Here is an 18634-nt window from a genome sequence, read left to right on the forward strand (position 1 = left end):
CGAGGGGTACTCTCTGTACCCCTCGGCCTTCGTCGTCTTCTGCTGTCAAGCCTTCTTGTCGATAGCGCCCGCTCCGGTGAACGCGGTGATCAGTGTGTGCACCAGCTTGTCCAGATAGTCGTCGCCGGTTGGATTGCCGCCCACCAGCTTTCGCCAGAAGAGCGGAGCGATGCACAGGTCCAGGGCGAGTTCGAGATCCAGATCCGCCGGCAGTTCGCCGCGATCTATGGCGCGGTGCAGCAACTCGGCGACCTTCACCCGGCGGCTGTGGCCGACCGACTGCAGACTTTCGGCGATGGTGGGCGAGCGAACGCCCTCGGCGAGCAGGTCGGGGATGATCCGTGCCGCCAGCGGATGACTGAATCCGCTTGCCGTAGCAGCGAGGAACGCGCGTAGATCGCCGCGCAGCGATCCGGTGTCGGGGACGTCGGCGGCGGCCACCGCGACCCGTTCGACGAGCGCGAGCACCATCTGCTCCTTGGTCGGCCACCGCCGGTACAGCGTCGGCTTGCTGACGCCCGCGCGCCGGGCGACGCCCTCCATCGTCAGCTTCCCGTACCCGAGTTCGGCCAGCTCGGTGAACGCCGCCTGGGTGATCGCGGCGGTGACCTGTGGCTGCATCACCGCGGCGCCGGCCGGGGCGCGTTTGCGGTCGGTCGTCGGCTCCGTCATCGGCTCAGCATAGCAACGACGACGACACGGTTGCGTTTCGGCGTGGATCGCCGTACCGTGGCACTCGCGCGACGAAACGTAACCGTATCGACGTAAATACCGAGGTAGAGCCATGAAATTCCTGTTCGACAACGAATCGTTCGACTTCGAGACGCTGCGCGCGGCGGGTTTCGCCCAGCACGACGGCGCCGAGCTCGGCGAGGTCCTGGCGACCGCGCGCCGGATCGACGATGGCGACGAGGCGGCCTGGCTGCGCGAGTGGCGGGCCACCGCAGAGCGGGTGCACGCGATCGGCTCGGACTGCCTGGCCAAGGGCCATCGGGTGAGCGCGCGCGAGGCCCTGCTGCGGGCCTCGAACTACTACCGCACCGCCGAGTTCTACCTGCGGGACAACCCGGCCGGTGATCCGGTGGCGCAGGAGCTGTCCCGTCGCTCGCGCGAAACCTTCGCGCAGGCAGCCGAATTGTTCGAGACCCCGGTGCGGCGGGTCTCGATTCCGTTCCAGGACACCGAACTTCCCGGCTACCTCTACCTGGTCGACGATTCCGGCGAGCCGCGCCCGACGGTGATCTTCAACAGCGGCTTCGACTCCACGCTGGAGGAATCCTGGTTCGTGCTCGCCGCCGCGGCGGTGGCGCGTGGCTACCAGGTGCTCGCCTTCGACGGCCCCGGACAGGGACAGGTGATTCGAGAACAGGGCCTGCCGTTCCGGCACGACTGGGAGGCCGTGATCACGCCGGTGGTGGATTTCGCGCGGATCATGCCGGCGATCGATCCGGACCGAATCGCGTTGTACGGCTACAGCTTGGGCGGGTACCTGGTCGCGCGCGCCGCGGCGTTCGAGCACCGCCTCGCGGCGCTAGTGCTCAATGACGGACTCTTCGACTACCACGGGTCGAATGTGCGCATGATGCCACCGTTCCTGACCGAGTGGATCGAATCGAATCAGGATGCCGAGGCGCTCGCGGTCGCCGGGCTGATGATGGCCTACGACACCACCGTGCGCTGGGCGCTGCGCAACGGCGTCTGGACCTTCGGTGCGGAATCGGCGGCCGACTACATCCGCAAGACCAAGCCGTACACGCTGGCCGGCATCGCGCATCAGATCGAATGTCCCACACTGGTGCTCGACGCCGAGAACGATCTGTTCTTCCGCGGTGAGCCGCAGCGCGTCTTTAAGGCGCTCACCTGCCCTAAGGAACTCATCGTCGGCACCGAGGCCGAGGGTGCGGGCGCACACTGCCACGTGGGTGCGATGACGCTGACCAACCAGCGCATCTTCGACTGGCTCGACACCACGCTCGTGGCGTAGAAGGTTCGCGTCCCCGCTGCTTCGCACCGAAACAGCCTGTGCGACAGCAGGAAGGTCAGATGCCCGCGACGTCCGCCAGCTGGCCGATGCCGTAGGTGACGGCCATCGCCAGCACGCCGCCGAGCACCACGCGCAGCACCGCGCGACCGGGTGCGCTGCCGCCCAGGCGTGCGCTGACCGAGCCGGTGAGCGCCAGCGCGACGATCACCGCGGCGAAGGTCACCGGTATGCGCACCGAGACCGGCGGCAGCAGGATCGCGAGCAGCGGCAGCAGCGCGCCGACGGTGAACGACACCGCCGAGGAGAGGGCCGCGTGCCAGGGGTTCGTCAGTTCGGTGGGGTCCAGGCCGAGTTCGACTTCGGCGTGCGCGGTGAACGCGTCGTGCGCGGTGAGTTCCGCGGCGACCTGGCGGGCCGTCTCCGGGGAGAGGCCTTTGGCCTCGTAGATCCCGGCCAGCTCCGCCAGTTCGTACTCGGGTTCCTCGCGCAGTTCCCGCTGCTCCTTGGCGAGCAGCGCACGTTCGGAATCACGTTGCGTGCTGACCGACACGTATTCGCCGACCGCCATCGAGATCGCGCCCGCCGAGAGGCCCGCGATGCCCGCGGTGAAAATCGCCCCGGTGCTGGTGGTCGCCGCCGCGACGCCGACCACCAGGCCCGCGGTGGAGACGATCCCGTCGTTCGCGCCGAGCACCCCGGCGCGCAACCAGTTCAGCTTGGACGCCAGCCCTTCGGCGTGGGGTTCGTGCGGGTGCGCTCCCGCGGCGGCGGTTTCGGCCATGCGTCGAAGACTAGCCGCGCGCGGGACGCAAACCGGTTCAGCAACCCGGTGACAGGAACGCCCGCAGGTACCCCGCCGACTGGCGCAGGTACATCCAGGCCCAGAAACGCAGCCCCGAAGCGCTCGGGCTGGCCACCATGGTTACCTCGCCGTCGAAGCATTTCTGCACGATGTAGCGGGCACGGGAGACGTGCGGCGTGTAGGTCACCACGATGATGTGCCGCCAGCCGAATTGCCGTGCGCGCCGCCGGATCTCCTGCGCCTCACCCTCGGTTGTCCACGGATCCGGGATGAAACAGCTGACCGTGAATTCGAAACGGCCCGCGCAGTATTTATCCATCTCGTGGTCGTCGAGGCCGGTGGAGCGCGAGATCAACAGCGTGGGCGCGTACCCGCGCTCGGCCAGCTCCAATCCGACGTCGAAACGTTCGTAAGCGGTGCCGCCGAGCACCACGATGGCATCGGCGCGCCGCAGCGGGTCGAGCTGCGGACGGACGTACACCGGCCACCCCGCGGCCCCGATCACGACCACCAGGGCGAGCAGGGCACCGAAGAAGATCCCCGCTCGTCGCAGGCCGGCCACATCCGCAGACGATACCCAACCCCGCACCCGTGCCGACCTCACGCAGGTGGGAAGGCGTACACCCGTTCCGGTGTGATCCGCACGATCAACCGCTCGGCTGCGGGCTCCGGTGGCGGTGTCGCCCCGGCCATGTACTTCGCGTACATCTGATGCAAAAGCACCTTGCCCGGATCGTCGGTGAGCGTCACGTGGCCGCGCACCTCGGCGTAGCGGCCGGTGTCCGTGCTGAGGACGAGCAGGCTGACTCGGGGATCGCGCAGCATGTTGCGCGTCTTCAGCCGCCCTTTGATCGTGCTGAACACCAAGACGTCCGCGTCGTGGTCGACGAAGATCACCGAGGATTGCGGGCGACCGTCGGCATTCGAGGTCGCGAGTATCGCCGCGTGTGGCGCATCGATCAGCGCACGGACGATATCGAGCGCAGCAGTCATGGTTTTTCCTCTGTTCGGGAGTGGTTCCGATAGGGCAGACCTGGTGATCGGCGCTGCGGAATCGGGTGACACCGATTCTTTTCCTGGCCGGTTCCGGTCTTACTCGGCAGCGGCTCGTGTGTTGTGGGCCGGACCGGAGAGGACCTTCGCGGATGACCACAGTGTCCGAAGCCGAATTCGTGCGGCGCACCCAGCCGTATCGCCGGGAATTACTCGCGCACTGCTATCGGATGCTCGGCTCGGTGCACGACGCCGAGGATCTCGTCCAGGAGACGTATCTGCGGGCGTGGCGGTCGTTCGACACATTCGAAGGGCGCTCCTCGGTGCGAACCTGGCTGTATCGGATCGCCACCAACGCCTGCCTGACCGCGTTGGCGGCAGGCGCCCACCGGGCGCTGCCCGCCGGGCTCGGCGCCGCGAGCGGCGACCCGTACGCCGAACCTGTCCTGGCGGCGTCCTGGATCGGCTGGGTGCAACCACTGCCCGATGCGCTCGTCGCCGCCGAATCGGGGGACCCGGCGAGCGTGGCCGTCAACCGGGACAGTCTGCGGCTGGCGCTCATCCACTGTCTGCAATCGCTGACCGAGAACCAGCGTGCGGTCCTGCTGCTCCGCGACGTGCTCGGCATGACCACCGCGGAGGTCGCGACGATCCTGGACACCAGCACCGCCGCCGTCAAGAGCACCCTGCAGCGCGCCCGCGCCCGGCTCGACAGAACCGCTGCCGTAGCAGAACACGCCGTGCCGCCGACCGAGCCCGGTCAACGCGCGCTGCTGGACGAGTACATCGCCGCGTTCGAGCGCTCCGACGCGATCGCCCTGGAACGGCTGCTGCATCGGGACGCCGTGCTCGAGATGCCGCCCGCGCGGACCTGGTTCCAGGGCAAGCGCACCTGCATGGCTTATCTCGCGGGGCAGGCGCTCGGTGCGCCGGGGGACTGGCTGCTGTACCCGACGGCCGCGAACGGGCAGCCCGCCGCGGTGGCGTATCGGCGCGAAAGCTCCGGGTACTACCGGGCTTTCGGCGTCGCCGTCTTGACGACCACGCCGGAGGTCATCCGTCGGATCGTCGCCTTCGGTGACCCTACGCTGGTTTCCGCCTTCGGCTTTCCCGCGGAAATCAGCGGCACAGTTGATCGAGGTGTTCGCGGAGCAGCTCCCGAACGCGTTCCGGAGGAACCTTTTCCGGGCGGATCAGGGCTTGCACGGTGAGGCCGTCGACGAAGACGTAGAGCCGTTGGGCTTCCCGTTCGAGGTCGAGGCCGGCGCGCAGGACTCCGCTCGCGGCGAGTTCGTCGAGCACCCAGGCGACGAGTTCCGCTGTGGCGTCGTACAGTTCGTCGCTGCTCTGTCGTAGGGCGGGCTCGGTCAGCGCGCGGCCCAGGAAGGCCAGCCAGACCTTGGTCACCGTGTGTTGCCGCGGGCCGGTCGGCAGCAGGCCGGTGAGCAGGATCTGCGCCGCCCGGTCGACCGGGTCGGCGGCGAGATCCAGCTGTCGGATCCGGTCCATCATGCCCTCGCCGACCATGCCGAGCGAGAACGCGAGCAACTCGGACTGCGTCGAGAAGTAGTGCCGCAGGCTGCCCATCGACATCCCGGCTTCGGTGGCGACCTTGCGTACCGAGGCGTGCTCGAGTCCGTCGCGCTCGATCACCCGCCACGCCGCTTCGGCGATCGCGTGCCGTCGCTGCTGGTGCGCCTGCTGGTCCACGGTTCGAGCCACCTCGTATTTGTAGCACGGCTGTGCTAGCTTCATTACCAATACAGTCGTGCTGAGAAAGCGGAGAACAGTGATGCGGTGGTTCGGAGCGGTACTCGCGGTCGTGGCGCTCGCCGCCGGGGCTTGTTCGGCGGCGCCGTCCCGCCCGGCCGGGCCCGCGTGGTCGCCGTGTCAGGGCGTCGCCGACAACGGGCGGCAGTGGGAATGCGCGACGATCACCGCCGCGCGGGACCATCGCGATCCCGGCGCGGGCACGATCGAACTCGCGTTGATCCGCACCCGCAGCGCCGATCCCGCGCAACGACTCGGCTCGTTGGTCTACAACCCCGGCGGACCCGGCGGTTCCGGCCTGGAAACCGTTGGGGGCGTGGCGACCCGGTTCTCCGCACTGCTGGATCGGTATGACCTGGTGTCCTGGGATCCGCGCGGGGTGGGTCGTAGCACTCCAGTTGTCTGCACGGAAACCGCACTGCCCGAACGTGTTCCGCGTACTGACGCCGAGTGGGCCGAGATCGACGCGAGCAGCAGGCAATTCGCTGATTCGTGCGTCGCGGGTTCGGGTGCGTTGCTGCCCTACGTCGGATTGTTCGACTCCGCGCGCGACCTCGATCTCGTCCGGGCCGCGGTCGGCGACGACCGGCTCAACTACCTCGGCGTCTCCTATGGCGGGCAGCTCGGAGCCGCGTACGCCACGCTCTTCCCGGAGCGGGTCGGACGCATGCTGCTCGACGCCCCCGGCACCCCGTTGCGCACCTTCCGGCAGAGCCTGCTCGATCAGTCCGCGGGCAGTGAGGCGGCGCTGCGTGACTTCCTCACTTTCTGTGTCGCCCAGGGGAATTGCCCACTCGGTGCGACGGCGGAGCAGGCCCTGGTCCGGGTCGACGACTTCCTCGCCCGCACGGAGATATCGCCGCTGCCCACCGGGCGCGGAACGCCGCTCACCCGGTCGGTCGCGACCGCCGGACTGGGTCTCGGTGCCGCCGCCCCCGAGGTGTGGCCGCATCTGATCACCGCCCTCGCCCAAGCCATCGCCGGCAACGGCGACGAACTCGTCGGCTACGCCGACCTTTTCGCCGGCCTGCGCCCCGACGGCACCCGCTCCAACTTCGCCGCCATCAACACCGCCGCCAACTGCGCCGACTATCCGGACGTCTACTCCGTCGCCCAGGTCCGCACCCTCCTACCCGAGTTCGCCGCCACAGCACCACGTTTCGGCGAACTGACCGCCCTCCGGCTAGCCGAATGTGCCTACTGGCCGGTCCACGGCGTCGGCCGCGCCCCACTGGGCGCCGCAGGCGCACCCCCGATCCTGTTGATCGGCAACACCGGCGACCCAGAAGCCCCCCTCGCCTGGGTAACCGAACTAGCCCAAGCCCTCCCCTCCGCCCGCCTCCTCACCTACCACGGCGTCGGCCACGGCGCCTACGGCGGAGTAAACACCTGCGTCGACCGAACGGTAAACGCCTACTTGCGCGACGGAGCTGTGCCGGACCGCGAAACAACCTGCCGATGACCCCGCCGTCGGAGGCCGCGCCGCCGGTCTGGGTGAGGCTACCGGCCATGGTGTAGCCCGTCCCATGTCCGCGCGCTGGACGTGGTGCGCTGAGTCCGGTTGGGCGGCGGGGGCTTTCGGGCGTGGCGGCTACCCGTGGTGGTGTAGCCCGTCCGGGGTTGGCGCGTTGGACGTGGTGTGCTGAGTCCGGTTGGGCGGCGGGGGCTTTCGGGCGTGGCGGCTACCCGTGGTGGTGTAGCCCGTCCGGGGTTGGCGCGTTGGACGTGGTGTGCTGAGTCAGGTTGGGCGGCTGGGATTTTGGCCGTGGCGACTACCCGTCAATGTGGTGCCCGTCCCGGGTTTGCACCGGATCATGCTGAGCGCGTCGTGTGCCGTACCCGGCTGTAGGTGCAGGTCAGGTGCGCGGTGGCTTGTTCCGGCGTGGTCATCTGGCTGTGGTTGCGTCTCGAGCGGCTTGGGAAAAGGGAGCGTGGTTGGGTTGTCTGGACCAAGCGACAGATAGGTGGCGGGTTCACAGAGTTTCGATACGGCTCACAGGGGTTGTAGCTGTTGTGAACCGTGTGGAAGCTCTGTGAAGCCCCCCGGGGCGCGCTGTCGCGGGCAGCGGATCACGTGACTCCGTGGATGCCGGGGTACATCACAGTCTCCGGACTCACCGGGTGATTCACAGGGGTTGTAGCTGATGTGAACCGCGTGGAAGCGCGTGAAGCCCTGGGCTGCACCGTAACGCGCAGTGGATCGCGCGGGAACCCAGCGGCGCTGTGTACCAAGCGACAGATAGGTGGCGGGTTCACAGAGCGTTTGGACGGGTCACAGGGGTTACAGCTGCTGTGAACCGTAGAGACGGTCTGTGAGGCCCCCGGGGCGCACTGCCACGTGCAGCGGATCATGCCGGAAACCCCAGGTCGGCGTGTACCAAGCGACAGCTTGGTGCGTGTCGACACGCGAAAACCCCCAGCTGCACTGCTTCTCGGGATCTACGCCCTTTCTGGCCGCCCGAAAGCGGTGTAGATCCCGAGAACTGGTGTGGATCCCAAAGCGCCCGCAGCAGTCCATTCGCCCGCCCTCGAAAAGGAACGCTCGAGAACGGCACCACAGCCAGACGACCACGCCGGTACGCGACATCACGCACCTGACGTGCGCCTACAGCCGGGGACGGCACCCGACGCGCTCAGCACTATCCAGGTAACTCCCGCGGCAGGAACACCTAACTGAGCTGGCAAACCTCGGGAGCCAGCCAACCACCCCAAACGCAACACTCTCTCCAGAAGCCCACCACATCCTGACGACGCCGGGAACAATCGACACGGTTCCGGTGTTCCATTCCGTGGAAACAATATTTGCGAGTTCGACGACGGGATAACCCCGGTCATCCCAAAGGAACGGCGCAGAGCCCACAGGACAAGCGGGCGGGCATAACGTGACATGGAATGGAGTGGCAGATGCCAGATGCGCGTCTGGTCGAGCTGTTCGATCAGCTGGTGCGGGTCGAGATCCTGCTGTGGAACGCGGTGGAGCGTCGGTTGCGGGCCGAGCACGAGCTTCCGGTGCCGTGGTTCGAGATGATGCGGGTCGCGGATCGGCTCGGTGGGGCGCGGGTGCGGGACGTCGCCGAGGCGTTGACGATCACCGAGGGTGGTGCCAGCAAGATCGTGGATCGGGTGCAGGCGGCCGGTTACGCCGAACGTACCCGTGATCCGGCGGATGGCCGATCGCCACGGATCACCTTGACGCCCAGCGGTACCCGGATGCTCCGGGCGGCCACCGCGACCGCCGAGGCGGAACTCGCCGAACGGGTCGGCGCGGTACTCGGCTCCGAGTCGCTGGATCGGCTCGACGCCACGTTGCGCCTGCTCCGTTCCGCCAACAACACCGCCGCTGCGGCGGAGAGCAACAAGGAGTGATTCGAATGTCCGCTGTTCCCGACACCATGCGGGCCGTCGTGCTCGATGCCCCCGGGCCGGTCGAAGCCCTGCAATTGCGGCAACTGCCGGTGCCGGTGCCCCGATCAGGTGAAGTGCTGATCCAGGTAAAAGCATTCGGGCTCAACCGATCCGAGCTGCACACCAGACTCGGCCTGGCGGAAGGAGTGACTTTTCCGCGGGTGCCGGGTATCGAGGCGACGGGGGTCGTCGCCGCTTGTCCCGGCGGCGAATTCGCGGTCGGCAGTCAGGTGATGGCGATGATGGGCGGCATGGGCCGCACCTTCGACGGCGGGTACGCCGAATACACGTGTGTCCCGGCCGGTCAGGTGCTTTCGTTCACCAGCTCGCTGGCTTGGCCCATCCTCGGCGCTGTCCCGGAGATGCTGCAAACCGCCTACGGTTCTTTGACCATCGGCCTCGATGGTCAACCGGGGCAGTCGATCCTGATCCGTGGCGGCAGTTCCTCGGTGGGTGCGGCCACTGCCGTGCTGGCCGCCCAGCGCGGCATGACGGTCCTGGCCACCACCCGGAATCCGGCGAAAGCCGAAGCGCTGCACCGGCTCGGCGTCGATCATGTGCTGATCGATGACGGCGTGGTCGCCGATCAGGTCCGCGAGCTGTTTCCCGACGGTGTCGACGCCGCGCTCGAACTGGTCGGCACTCCGACGCTGCCGGATACCTTGCGCGCCACCAAGGTCCACGGCGTTGTCTGCTTCACCGGGATGCTCTCCAACGAATGGATAGTCGAGAACTTTTATCCCATCGGTTATCTGCCGCAGGGCGTGCGGCTCACCGCCTACGGCGGCGACGCGAGCGACCTCCCGGCAGACATCCTGCAGGGTTTCCTCGATGCCGTGGCAGCCGGCCGCAGCATCGTTCCGGTCGATCGCGTTTTCTCGCTCGATCAGATCCGAGAAGCCCACGACTACCTGGAATCCGGCGCAGCCACCGGCAAATTGGTTGTCGCGCTGTGAGTTCCGCCTGGAACAGGGAGAAGGGTGGTGGACAGGGTTCGAGTAACGGGCACGCGCTGCGCCTCGCGCACCCCTCGAACGCGAGTGGACGCGGTCCCGGCCCCCGCCCTCCCGGTCTCGGTTTCCGTGCGGTCCCAGTTCCGCACGGATCATCCCTGTCCACCACTGGCGATGGTGTGGTCACATCGATAAAGCAGAATGCCAGCTGTTGTTCAGCAACCGATAAATATCGAATAAACGTTCGTTATTACGTGCCCGCCGACTCGGCGTTTTGCCCGCCGGTGCCGAACAGCCGGTCGATGGTCGGCGCCGAGAGTCCGGCGCGGCGAAAGATCTCGGCCGCCTCGCGGAACTCCTGCTCGGCGCGCGCCCGCCTGCCCTGCGCGGCGAGCGCGGCCGCGTGCAAGGCCATCGCGCGAGCGCGATCGATCGGATCGGCGGCTTTGGTCAGCAGGTGCAGCGCGTCCGCCGCGTTCGCCTGCGCCTCGGCCACATTGCCCGCTCGCAGCTGGATCTGGGCCAGCCGGGTGCGGGCCCAGCCCTCCCACAGGCGTACCCCGTTGCGCTGCGCCGCGTGCACCGCATCGGTGCCGAGTTCGATCGCGCGACCGTGCTCGCCGCGCATCGACAGCGTCGCGGCGAGCTCATGGGTGGCCCAGCCGAGCGCCACCGGGTTCGACGATTCCCGCGCCAGCGCGATCGCCCGGCCCGCCATCCGCACCGCTTCCTCGTATTGCCCTGCCTCGCAGTAGGTCCGAGTGACCAGGGCCAGGCACCAGGCCTCCATCGACCGGTCGCCGAGCGCGCGGGTCAGTTCGGTCGCGTGCTCGAAATGTCGATGCGACGCCTCGGCATCGCCGAGCCGCCGGGCGGCGACGCCGAGCAACACCGAGGCGAGCACCGAGAGCCTGCGATCGACATCGCTCGTCGTCGGGCCCGAGACCGCGCGCAGATGCGGCAGGCTCGCCTCGACCTCCCCGAGTCCCACCTGGAGCAGCGCACCGAGTGCGGTCCTGATCCGTCGCTCCGCGCCGTGGTTGTCCTCGGCAATGGCGGTGTCCAGCAACGATTCCAGCGCGCGGGACAGCTCCCGGGCCCGGGTACCCGCGTCCATCAGTTCGGCCATCACCCAGGCGAGGTCGGCCGCTACCTCCAGCGCGCGTCCGCCGATGCGGGCCGCCTGCTGATGCAGCGCGATCACGACGGGGCGCTCGATGTCGTTCCACGCCTGGCCATCCGAGCCGCCGCAGAACGCGCGACCGGCCGCGGTGGTCGGGACGAGCAGACGGGCCGTGTTGCTGTAGTCGATCGCGCTGAGCAGATTGCGCGCACTCGCGAGGTGGTAGTCGAGCACGCGGACGAGTACAGCCGATTCGTCCTCGTCGGCCAGTCCGCACGCGAAAAGCCGTAGCAGATCGTGGAATCGGTAGCGGCCGGGCGTCGTAGTCTCCAAAAGACTGAGATCGACCAGGGATTCGCATACCTGCTCGGCCTCGGGTTCGGTGAGGCCGAGGATCGCCGCGATACCGTCGACCGACAGGTCGGGCACCTGCGCGAGCGCCAGCGTGCGAAACGCCTTGGCCTGGCGCTCGGTGAGCTGACCGTAGCCGAGGTGGAACGCGGCCTCCACCGCGAGTTCGCCGGTCTTCAGCACGTCCAGCCGGTTCTTCTCGTCGGCCAGCCGCGCCGCGAACGACGCGACCGTCCACTGCGGCCGGACCGCGAGCCGAGCCCCGACGATGCGCACCGCCAGCGGCAGGAACCCGCACTGGGCCACCACCTCCCGCGCCGACTCCGCCTCGGCGGCGACCCGATCCGCGCCGAGAATGTGCACGAGCAGGGTCGTCGCCTCCGCCTCGTCGAGCACGTCGAGCCGGGTACGGGTCACCGCGGGTAGTTCGGTGAGCGCGGACCGGCTGGTGATCAGCACCGCGGACCCGGCGAGCAGCGGCGCCACCTGGTTGTAGTCCCTGGCGTTGTCGAGCACCATCAGGATTCGCTTGCCGGACAGCCTGGTTCGCAGTTCGGCGGCACGCTCGTCGACCGTCGAGGGGATATCGCCCTCGGCGACGCCGAGAGCCCGGAGGAAGCCGCCGAGCGCGGCGCCGGGGGGAGTGGGCATCGGGTCGACGCCGTGCAGGTTGGCGTACAGCTGCCCGTCCGGGAACCGATCCCGCACCCGATGTGCCACGTGCAGTGCGAGTGTCGTCTTGCCGACGCCGCCCATGCCGCCGACCGCCGAGATCGCCACGGCGCTGCCCGCACCGGTCAACTGGTCGGCCAGTTCGGCGACGAGTTGCTCGCGTCCGGTGAAATCGGCGATGTCGGGCGGTAATTGCGCGGGCACGGGGTCGAGCCCGCGTTCGATGCCCGCAGCCGATCGGGTCGTCGGCTCGAACCCACCGGTCTCGCTCGAGGGCGCGGGATCGGAGCCGCTCCCGGCGATCGCCGGCATCGCCCCGCGCAGGATCCGCTCGTGCACCACCGACAACTCCGGCCCCGGCTCTACCCCGACCCCGTCGACCAGGGCCCGTCGGGCCTGGGCGTACGCGTGCAATGCGTCGGACTGCCGCCCGCAGTGATACAGCGCGGTCATCAACAGTGCCCGAAAGCGTTCGCGCAGTGGGTGTTCCTCGATCAGCGGGCCGAGTTCGGCGACGGCGGCCGAGCTGTGACCGGTCTCGATATCGAGGGCGAGCCGATCCTCCAGGATGGCCAGCCGCCACTGCTCGAGCCGGATCCGTTGCCGTTCCGCGAACGGTCCCGGCAGTCCACTCAGCGCATTGCCCTGCCATTTGGCCAAGGCGGCAACCAGTTTCGCGCGTGCCGCGGCGGGATCGCGGTCGCGGACCTGGCCTGCCGCCGCGACGAGCCGCTCCACCTCCGCCACATCGGTGGCCTGGGGTGCGATGCGCAGCGCGTAGCCGTCGCCGACCGAGACCAGCACGGTCGAGGGAGCCCGGGCCGCGCGGCCGGGCTCGAGGGCGCGGCGCAGCTGCGCGACGTGGGTCCGCAGCGCCGCGATCGCGCGCGGCACCGGCCGCTCGCCCCAGATCCCCTCGACCAACTCGGCCGCGGTCACCGCGTTTCCGGCACGCAACAGCAGGGCCGCGAGCACGGCCCTGCGCTGCGGAGGTCCCAGGTGCAGCGGCGCCTCCCCGCGCCACCCCTTGACCTCGCCCAACACCTCGAAATGCACCAACCGACCTCCCGAACGCTGGGAGTTTACGTGGCGCCGTGGCGCATTGTCCGGCTCATGCGATCAGTCGCCGCGTGTCCCGTCCGCACGGGGGTGCCGCGGCGGCTGTCGTTGTGCGCGCCGCGGCGCGGTATCCGGCGAGGTCAGGTGGCGGATCGGGTGCTGCGGAAGATCAGCGCCACGACGAAGGTCAGGGCGGCTATACCGCACGCCGCGGCGAACGCCGTGGTGATCCCACTGACCAGTACCTCGTGCGCCGAGCCGGACGCATCGCGGACCGCGGTGCCGAAGACGGTCACCAGGATCGCCAGGCCGAGCGCCGACCCGGTCTGCTGCAGGGTCTGCATCGCGCCGCCCGCCGCGCCCGCGTCCTCGCCGGGCACGTTCGCCATGATGATCACGCCCAGCGGCGAGAAGGCCAGGCCGATACCGAGTCCCATCAGTACCATCGCGGCGAACAGTAGCGGGAAGTATCCGGATTCGGCGGTCAGTTGGGTGAGCAGGACCAGCGCGGACAGCATCAGCGCCGAACCGATCATGGTCACCGGTTTCGGGCCGAACCGCGGCAGCAGCCGGGGGATCAGCCTGATCATCGTGAACATCAGCACCGCGGTCGGCATGAACGCGAAACCTGTTGCCAGCGCGCTCAACCCGCGTACCTCCTGGAGGTACTGGGTGAGGAAGAAGAACATCGACATGCCTGCCATCGGGCCGAAGAAGATGTTGGCGTAACCGGCTGCCCGATCGCGGTCCAGGAACAACCGCAGCGGCAGCAGGGGTTGCGCGGTGCGCAGTTCGATGACCAGGAACGCGGCGAGCAGCAGCAAGCCCGCGGCCAGGGCGATGTCGGTGGTTTCGCTGCCCCAGCCGTTGGCCGCGGCGCTGATGAATCCGTAGACCAGCACCGTGACACCGGCGGTCGCCGTCACCGCGCCCGGCAGATCGAGGCGCGCGGGTCTGCGCGGTGCGTCGGGCAGATACCGCAGCGCGAACACGACGACGGCCAGCCCGAACGGCACGTTGATGAACAGGGCCGAGCGCCAGCTCAGCCATTCGGTGAGCAGCCCGCCGACGATGAGGCCGATCGCGAAGCCCGCGCTCGACATCCCCGAGAACAGCGCGAGCACACGCATTCTGGCCTTCGGTTCGCTGAAGGTAGTGGTGAGCAGCGCGAGGGTGTTCGGCCCCGCCATCGCGGCTCCGATGCCTTGCGCGACACGTGCGCCGATCAGCCACGCGGCCGAGGGCGCCAGCCCACCGGCGAGGGAGGCCACCGTGAACAGGGCCGTCCCGAGGATGAACAGCCTGCGCCTGCCGAACAGGTCGCCGGCGCGACCGCCGAGCAGCAGCAGCCCGCCGAAGGCGAGGGCGTAGGCGTTGATGACCCAGGACAGCCCGGTCGCGCTGAACTCCAGATCGGTGCGGATGCGCGGCAGCGCGACGTTCATGACGGTGATGTCGAGGACGATCATCAGCTGGCAGGTCAGCAGGGTGACCAGCACCGAACCCGACCGAAACGGCCTGGTTCCGGCGGTGGACGCGGGTGTACCCGCGGTAAGGGTGTTCGTGGACAAAGAATGCTCCGTCGAGTCGTGAGCTAAACGGAGATAGTCTCCGCTTCCGACGGAGCTATCATATGGAGAGTTTCTCCGTTTACGCAAGACTAAGCGGAGAGTCCATCCGTTTCTGCTGGAGGGTTCATGGACGCACCGACGGCGGCACGGCCGATGCGGGCCGATGCGCGGCGCAACTATGAACGGATCATCGAGTGCGCGCGCGAGGCGTTTGCGGAGCACGGTCCGCAGGCGCCCCTGGACGACATCGCGCGCCAGGCGCACGTCGGTCCGGGGACGCTGTACCGGCACTTCCCGAATCGGGACGCGCTGATCGAGGCCGTCTACCGCTCCAGCCTCGAGCAGCTGAGCCGACGCGCCTACGAGCTGCTCGAAACGAACTCTCCCGCCGATGCTTTGGCGCAGTGGATGCAAGCCTTGGTGGAGTACGTGATGGACCGGCACAACCTCGTCACGACCTTGAAGGCGGTGATGGACCACGAGTCGGAGGTCTTCACCCTGTGTCGCGCAACGATCACCGACGCGGCCGCCGCCCTGCTGCAGCCCGCGCAGGCCGCGGGCGCGATCCGCGCCGACGTCGAACCGCGCGATCTACTGCGCTTCGGGCACGGTATCGGCGCCGCGTGCGAGAAAACACCCGAGGCCGCTCCGCGCATGCTCGCGGTCACCTTGGACGGCCTGCGCGCAACGCAATAGTTGTTGTCGGGCAGTCGCTTTCACGCGCGAGCTACCGAGTGGTCGCGCCGGACCGCGGTTGGCGTCGTGCCCCACCAGCGCCGGCAGCAGCGGGTGAAGGTCGCCTGCTCCGAGAGGCCGATCAGCGAGGCGACCTGGCTCATCGGCATGTCGGTGGTGGTGAGGTAGCGTCGGGCCTCGGCGCGGCGCACGTCGTCCAGAATTGCGGCGAACGAGGTGTTCTCGGCGGCCAGCCTGCGTTGCAGAGTGCGCGGGTGCATATTGAGAAGTTTTGCCACGGAGCCGATTTCGGGTGGAAGGGTGCCGAGCAACTGCTGTACCGCGGCATGGACCTGCGGCACCGCGGAGGCGCCGACCCCGCCTGCCTGCTCGGCCAGAAATGCCATCGCCAGCCGGTGCAGTTTCTCGTCCCCGCCGCTCAATGGCCGTGTCGGCAGGTCGCGGGGGACGCGAAGCGCCGCGTACGGCCGTTTGATCCGCACCGGCGCACCGAAGAACTCCTCGTAGCGGGCGAGCGGCGCCGCGGGCTGATACGGCAATTCGACCGAGCGCAGTCCATAACTGCCGTCCACCAGGCGCTGAATAGTGCGGTGTACGAACGCGAGTCCCAGATCTGTGGCCTGGGTGGGAATCGCCAGACCTGGTTGGACGCCGTAGCGCAGCGCGATCACGCCGCGGTCGCCGTACGGGTCCGACTCGCCGGTGAGGGTGAGTGCGCGCGCATGCAGGAACAGATAGCGTGCCGAGCATTCCAGCACGCCGGTCAGTGAAGGGGAATTCCGGATGGCCAACGCGAGCGGGCCGAGCATGTCGAGGTCTTGGCGCAGCGAGATGCGCAGGCCGAGGTCGGGGCAGTCCAGCCGGCGCGCCGCCAGTTCCAGCACCGAGGCGAGCGCGTGATCGGGGATGAGCAGGTCGTCGGCGTCGAGCGCGGCGACCGGCAACCCGCAGGCGATGGCCAGTTGTTCGGCGTCGCCGCCGAGCTCCGCGACGGTCGCGCGGAATCCGCGCAGTCCGGCGGAACGGATGACCGACATGTCGTACAGAATCAAATAGTTGTCGCGCAAAGTCAAGAAAGCGAGGGCGCGCCGCAGCACACTGGAACCATGAGTGAGCGCGGCAAGGCCCCGGAACACCTCGATGTCGTGATCGTCGGGGCGGGACTGTCCGGTATCGGCGCGGCGTACCGGTTGCAGACCGAGTGCCCCGGCAAGACCTACGCCATCATGGAGGCCCGGGCGGCGCTGGGCGGCACCTGGGACCTGTTCCGCTACCCCGGCATCCGCTCGGACTCCGACATGTTCACCCTCGGATATCCGTTCAAGCCCTGGCGCGACGCCAAATCGATCGCCGACGGACCGTCGATCCTGCGCTACATCGACGAGACCGCGGCCGAGAACGGCATCGACCGGCACATTCGCTACGGGACCAAAGTGATCGCCGCCGACTGGTCGAGCGAAACCGCCCGCTGGACACTGACTCTCGAACAGCGCGACGCCGCAGGCGACACCGTGCGGCGCGAGCTGACCTGTGGCTTCCTCTACGCCTGTGCGGGTTACTACAACTACGACCATGGCTACACGCCTGAATTCCCTGGTCTCTCTTCGTTTTCCGGCCAGGTGGTGCACCCGCAGTTCTGGCCCGAGGAACTCGATTACAGCGGTAAGCGTGTCGTCGTGATCGGCAGCGGCGCCACGGCGGTCACCCTCGTGCCGTCGATGGCCGATGCCGCCGAGCAAGTGACGATGTTGCAGCGCAGCCCGACCTGGATCAGTGCGGTGCCGCGGCGGGACAAGCGCGCGGACAAGATCCGCGAACTGCTGCCGCCGAAGCTGGCGCACCGGGTGATCCGGGCCAAGAACATCCTGTTCAGCATCGGCTTCTACCAGTATTGCCGCCGACGTCCAGAGTCGGCCCGAAACCTGCTGACCCGCTTGAATTTACGCATTCTCGGGGACAAGCAGATGGTGGCCGAGCACTTCACCCCCAGCTATAACCCGTGGGACCAGCGCTTGTGCGCCGCCCCGAGCGCGGACTTCTTCCGGGCGCTCAAGAAGGGCAAGGCCGAGGTCGTCACCGATCACATCGACACATTTGTGCCGGAGGGGATCCGGCTGCGGTCCGGTCGTGTGCTGCCGGCCGATATCGTGGTCACCGCGACCGGCTTGCAGCTGCTCGCCTTCGGCGGCATCGCGCCCCGCGTCGATGGCGAAACCGTCGCGCTGGCAGATCAATTCGTCTGGCAGGGCACCATGGTGAGCGGTGTGCCCAACTTCGCCGTGTGCATCGGTTACACCAACGCCTCGTGGACGCTGCGGGCCGATCTCAGTTCGCGGCTGGTGTGCAAGATCATCAACCACATGGATCGCCGCGGGCAGGCCGCCGTCGTCCCGAAGCTGGAGGGTGACCTGGTCGAACAGCCGCTGCTGGAACTGACCTCCGGCTACATCCAGCGCGCGATCGGGGCCTTCCCCCGGCAAGGGGATCGTCGCCCATGGAAGGTCCGGCAGAACTATCTGCTCGACTCCGTCTTCACGCTGCGCACCGATCTGGACAAGACCCTCGCGGCCACCCCGAAATCGGCGGTGCGGTCCGCTGATCTGGTCACCGCGCCCTGAGCGACGAAACACCGTGCCACCGCCGCGCTCTAGGCTGAACCGGTGGCGGTGATATTGGTGACGGGGATGTCGGGCACCGGAAAGTCGACGGTGTTGCACGAGCTGGCGGGGCGCGGCTACCAGGTGGTCGACACCGATTACGGCCCGTGGATCGAAGATCTGCCGCTGCCCGACGGCACCGGCACCGAACGGCAGTGGCGCGAAGACCTGATCGATGCCCTGATCACCGACCACGAGCGCACCGGCACCCCGCTGTTCCTCGCGGGCACCGTCCACAACCAGGACACCTTCTACCCGCGTTGCGCCGAGGTGGTTCTGCTGACCGCCGCGCTCCCGGTGCTCCTGGACCGAATCGCCACCCGCGCCACCAACCCCTTCGGCAAGACTCCCGAGGAGCGGGCCCGCATCGAAGCCGACACCGCTGAGATCGAGCCCCTCCTGCGCCCGTCCGCAACCCTCGTGATCGACACGGACAGGCCCCTGGACGAGGTGGTCGATCAACTCGCCGCCCTGGCCGGTCCTGCCAGCTGACTCCGGCCGCGGGGCGGGTTTAGGGTCGGGGGATGCGATACGCGATCTCGATTCCGCAGCACTTCGCCGACGGGACGTTCGACCCCGCAGAGCTGCGGGAGTATCT

General features: G+C 68.3%; 16 protein-coding genes. 8 read left to right on the plus strand and 8 right to left on the minus strand.

Annotated elements, in window-relative coordinates; genetic code table 11:
- Nucleotides 1-45 precede the first annotated feature (45 nt).
- Nucleotides 46-672 (minus strand): TetR/AcrR family transcriptional regulator, encoded by a 627-nt coding sequence (locus O3I_RS06845; RefSeq protein ID WP_014982169.1) that lies wholly within the window; start codon nt 670-672, stop codon nt 46-48.
- 112 nt (nt 673-784) lie between these two features.
- On the opposite strand from O3I_RS06845, the gene O3I_RS06850 reads away from it, so the two are divergent.
- A complete protein-coding gene (locus tag O3I_RS06850) occupies nt 785-1984 on the plus strand; it encodes an alpha/beta hydrolase family protein (RefSeq protein WP_014982170.1) in 1200 nt (399 codons plus the stop codon).
- 55 nt (nt 1985-2039) lie between these two features.
- Here O3I_RS06850 and O3I_RS06855 read toward each other — a convergent pair whose 3' ends face one another.
- From O3I_RS06855 to O3I_RS06865, 3 genes are read right to left on the minus strand one after another with little or no spacing between them, the layout of a single operon-like run.
- A complete protein-coding gene (locus O3I_RS06855; RefSeq protein ID WP_014982171.1) occupies nt 2040-2765 on the minus strand; it encodes a VIT1/CCC1 transporter family protein in 726 nt (241 codons plus the stop codon).
- 37 nt (nt 2766-2802) lie between these two features.
- On the minus strand, nt 2803-3339 hold the full coding sequence (locus O3I_RS06860; protein WP_237748351.1) for a YdcF family protein: 537 nt from the start codon (nt 3337-3339) through the stop codon (nt 2803-2805).
- A 47-nt stretch (nt 3340-3386) separates the two neighbouring features.
- Nucleotides 3387-3779 carry a PPOX class F420-dependent oxidoreductase gene (locus O3I_RS06865; protein WP_014982173.1) on the minus strand — a complete coding sequence of 131 codons (393 nt, stop codon included), beginning with the start codon at nt 3777-3779 and terminating at the stop codon, nt 3387-3389.
- 152 nt (nt 3780-3931) lie between these two features.
- Between O3I_RS06865 and O3I_RS06870 the strand changes: the two genes are divergently transcribed.
- Nucleotides 3932-4990, plus strand: a complete 1059-nt coding sequence (locus O3I_RS06870; RefSeq protein ID WP_014982174.1) for a sigma-70 family RNA polymerase sigma factor — start codon at nt 3932-3934, stop codon at nt 4988-4990.
- Here O3I_RS06870 and O3I_RS43615 read toward each other — a convergent pair.
- Nucleotides 4899-5534, minus strand: coding sequence for a TetR/AcrR family transcriptional regulator (locus O3I_RS43615; RefSeq protein ID WP_081593907.1), 636 nt, complete (start codon nt 5532-5534; stop codon nt 4899-4901). The two genes, O3I_RS06870 and O3I_RS43615, sit on opposite strands and share 92 nt — an antisense overlap.
- A 37-nt stretch (nt 5535-5571) precedes the next feature.
- On the opposite strand from O3I_RS43615, the gene O3I_RS06880 reads away from it, so the two are divergent.
- From O3I_RS06880 to O3I_RS06890, 3 genes are all read left to right on the plus strand, one after another.
- Nucleotides 5572-7011, plus strand: coding sequence for an alpha/beta hydrolase (locus O3I_RS06880; protein ID WP_014982176.1), 1440 nt, complete (start codon nt 5572-5574; stop codon nt 7009-7011).
- A gap of 1442 nt (nt 7012-8453) precedes the next feature.
- Nucleotides 8454-8915: a MarR family winged helix-turn-helix transcriptional regulator gene (locus O3I_RS06885; protein ID WP_041563463.1), complete on the plus strand. Its 462-nt coding sequence runs from the start codon at nt 8454-8456 to the stop codon at nt 8913-8915.
- Nucleotides 8916-8920: 5 nt separating this feature from the next.
- Nucleotides 8921-9910 (plus strand): zinc-binding alcohol dehydrogenase family protein, encoded by a 990-nt coding sequence (locus tag O3I_RS06890; RefSeq protein ID WP_014982178.1) that lies wholly within the window; start codon nt 8921-8923, stop codon nt 9908-9910.
- Nucleotides 9911-10157: 247 nt separating this feature from the next.
- Here O3I_RS06890 and O3I_RS06895 read toward each other — a convergent pair whose 3' ends face one another.
- Both O3I_RS06895 and O3I_RS06900 read right to left on the minus strand, forming a co-directional pair.
- Entirely contained in the window at nt 10158-13109 is a 2952-nt protein-coding gene (locus O3I_RS06895) for an AfsR/SARP family transcriptional regulator (protein WP_014982179.1), read from the minus strand.
- 143 nt (nt 13110-13252) lie between these two features.
- Nucleotides 13253-14683, minus strand: coding sequence for an MFS transporter (locus O3I_RS06900; protein ID WP_237748262.1), 1431 nt, complete (start codon nt 14681-14683; stop codon nt 13253-13255).
- Between the two features lie 126 nt (nt 14684-14809).
- Here O3I_RS06900 and O3I_RS06905 point away from each other — a divergent pair, with 126 nt between their 5' ends.
- Nucleotides 14810-15379, plus strand: a complete 570-nt coding sequence (locus O3I_RS06905; protein WP_014982181.1) for a TetR/AcrR family transcriptional regulator — start codon at nt 14810-14812, stop codon at nt 15377-15379.
- A 20-nt stretch (nt 15380-15399) separates the two neighbouring features.
- Here O3I_RS06905 and O3I_RS06910 read toward each other — a convergent pair whose 3' ends face one another.
- Nucleotides 15400-16416: an AraC family transcriptional regulator gene (locus O3I_RS06910; RefSeq protein WP_041563466.1), complete on the minus strand. Its 1017-nt coding sequence runs from the start codon at nt 16414-16416 to the stop codon at nt 15400-15402.
- 69 nt (nt 16417-16485) lie between these two features.
- Between O3I_RS06910 and O3I_RS06915 the strand changes: the two genes are divergently transcribed.
- Both O3I_RS06915 and O3I_RS06920 read left to right on the plus strand, forming a co-directional pair.
- The gene (locus O3I_RS06915) at nt 16486-17997 is read left to right on the plus strand and encodes a flavin-containing monooxygenase (RefSeq protein ID WP_014982183.1); all 1512 of its coding nucleotides are present in this window, start codon (nt 16486-16488) and stop codon (nt 17995-17997) included.
- A gap of 42 nt (nt 17998-18039) precedes the next feature.
- Nucleotides 18040-18528, plus strand: coding sequence for a shikimate kinase (locus tag O3I_RS06920; RefSeq protein WP_141691685.1), 489 nt, complete (start codon nt 18040-18042; stop codon nt 18526-18528).
- Nucleotides 18529-18634: the final 106 nt, after the last annotated feature.

Origin of the sequence: Nocardia brasiliensis ATCC 700358, from assembly GCF_000250675.2 — a bacterium.
GTDB lineage: Bacteria > Actinomycetota > Actinomycetes > Mycobacteriales > Mycobacteriaceae > Nocardia > Nocardia brasiliensis_B.

Excerpts from the sequence above, each read along its gene's own strand:
- O3I_RS06845 (WP_014982169.1), bottom strand. The coding sequence starts at position 672 with ATGACGGAGCCGACGACCGACCGCAAACGCGCCCCGGCCGGCGCCGCG.
- O3I_RS06850 (WP_014982170.1), top strand. The coding sequence starts at position 785 with ATGAAATTCCTGTTCGACAACGAATCGTTCGACTTCGAGACGCTGCGC.
- O3I_RS06855 (WP_014982171.1), bottom strand. The coding sequence starts at position 2,765 with ATGGCCGAAACCGCCGCCGCGGGAGCGCACCCGCACGAACCCCACGCC.
- O3I_RS06865 (WP_014982173.1), bottom strand. The coding sequence starts at position 3,779 with ATGACTGCTGCGCTCGATATCGTCCGTGCGCTGATCGATGCGCCACAC.
- O3I_RS06870 (WP_014982174.1), top strand. The coding sequence starts at position 3,932 with ATGACCACAGTGTCCGAAGCCGAATTCGTGCGGCGCACCCAGCCGTAT.
- O3I_RS43615 (WP_081593907.1), bottom strand. The coding sequence starts at position 5,534 with ATGAAGCTAGCACAGCCGTGCTACAAATACGAGGTGGCTCGAACCGTG.
- O3I_RS06880 (WP_014982176.1), top strand. The coding sequence starts at position 5,572 with ATGCGGTGGTTCGGAGCGGTACTCGCGGTCGTGGCGCTCGCCGCCGGG.
- O3I_RS06885 (WP_041563463.1), top strand. The coding sequence starts at position 8,454 with ATGCCAGATGCGCGTCTGGTCGAGCTGTTCGATCAGCTGGTGCGGGTC.
- O3I_RS06890 (WP_014982178.1), top strand. The coding sequence starts at position 8,921 with ATGTCCGCTGTTCCCGACACCATGCGGGCCGTCGTGCTCGATGCCCCC.
- O3I_RS06905 (WP_014982181.1), top strand. The coding sequence starts at position 14,810 with ATGGACGCACCGACGGCGGCACGGCCGATGCGGGCCGATGCGCGGCGC.
- O3I_RS06910 (WP_041563466.1), bottom strand. The coding sequence starts at position 16,416 with ATGTCGGTCATCCGTTCCGCCGGACTGCGCGGATTCCGCGCGACCGTC.
- O3I_RS06915 (WP_014982183.1), top strand. The coding sequence starts at position 16,486 with ATGAGTGAGCGCGGCAAGGCCCCGGAACACCTCGATGTCGTGATCGTC.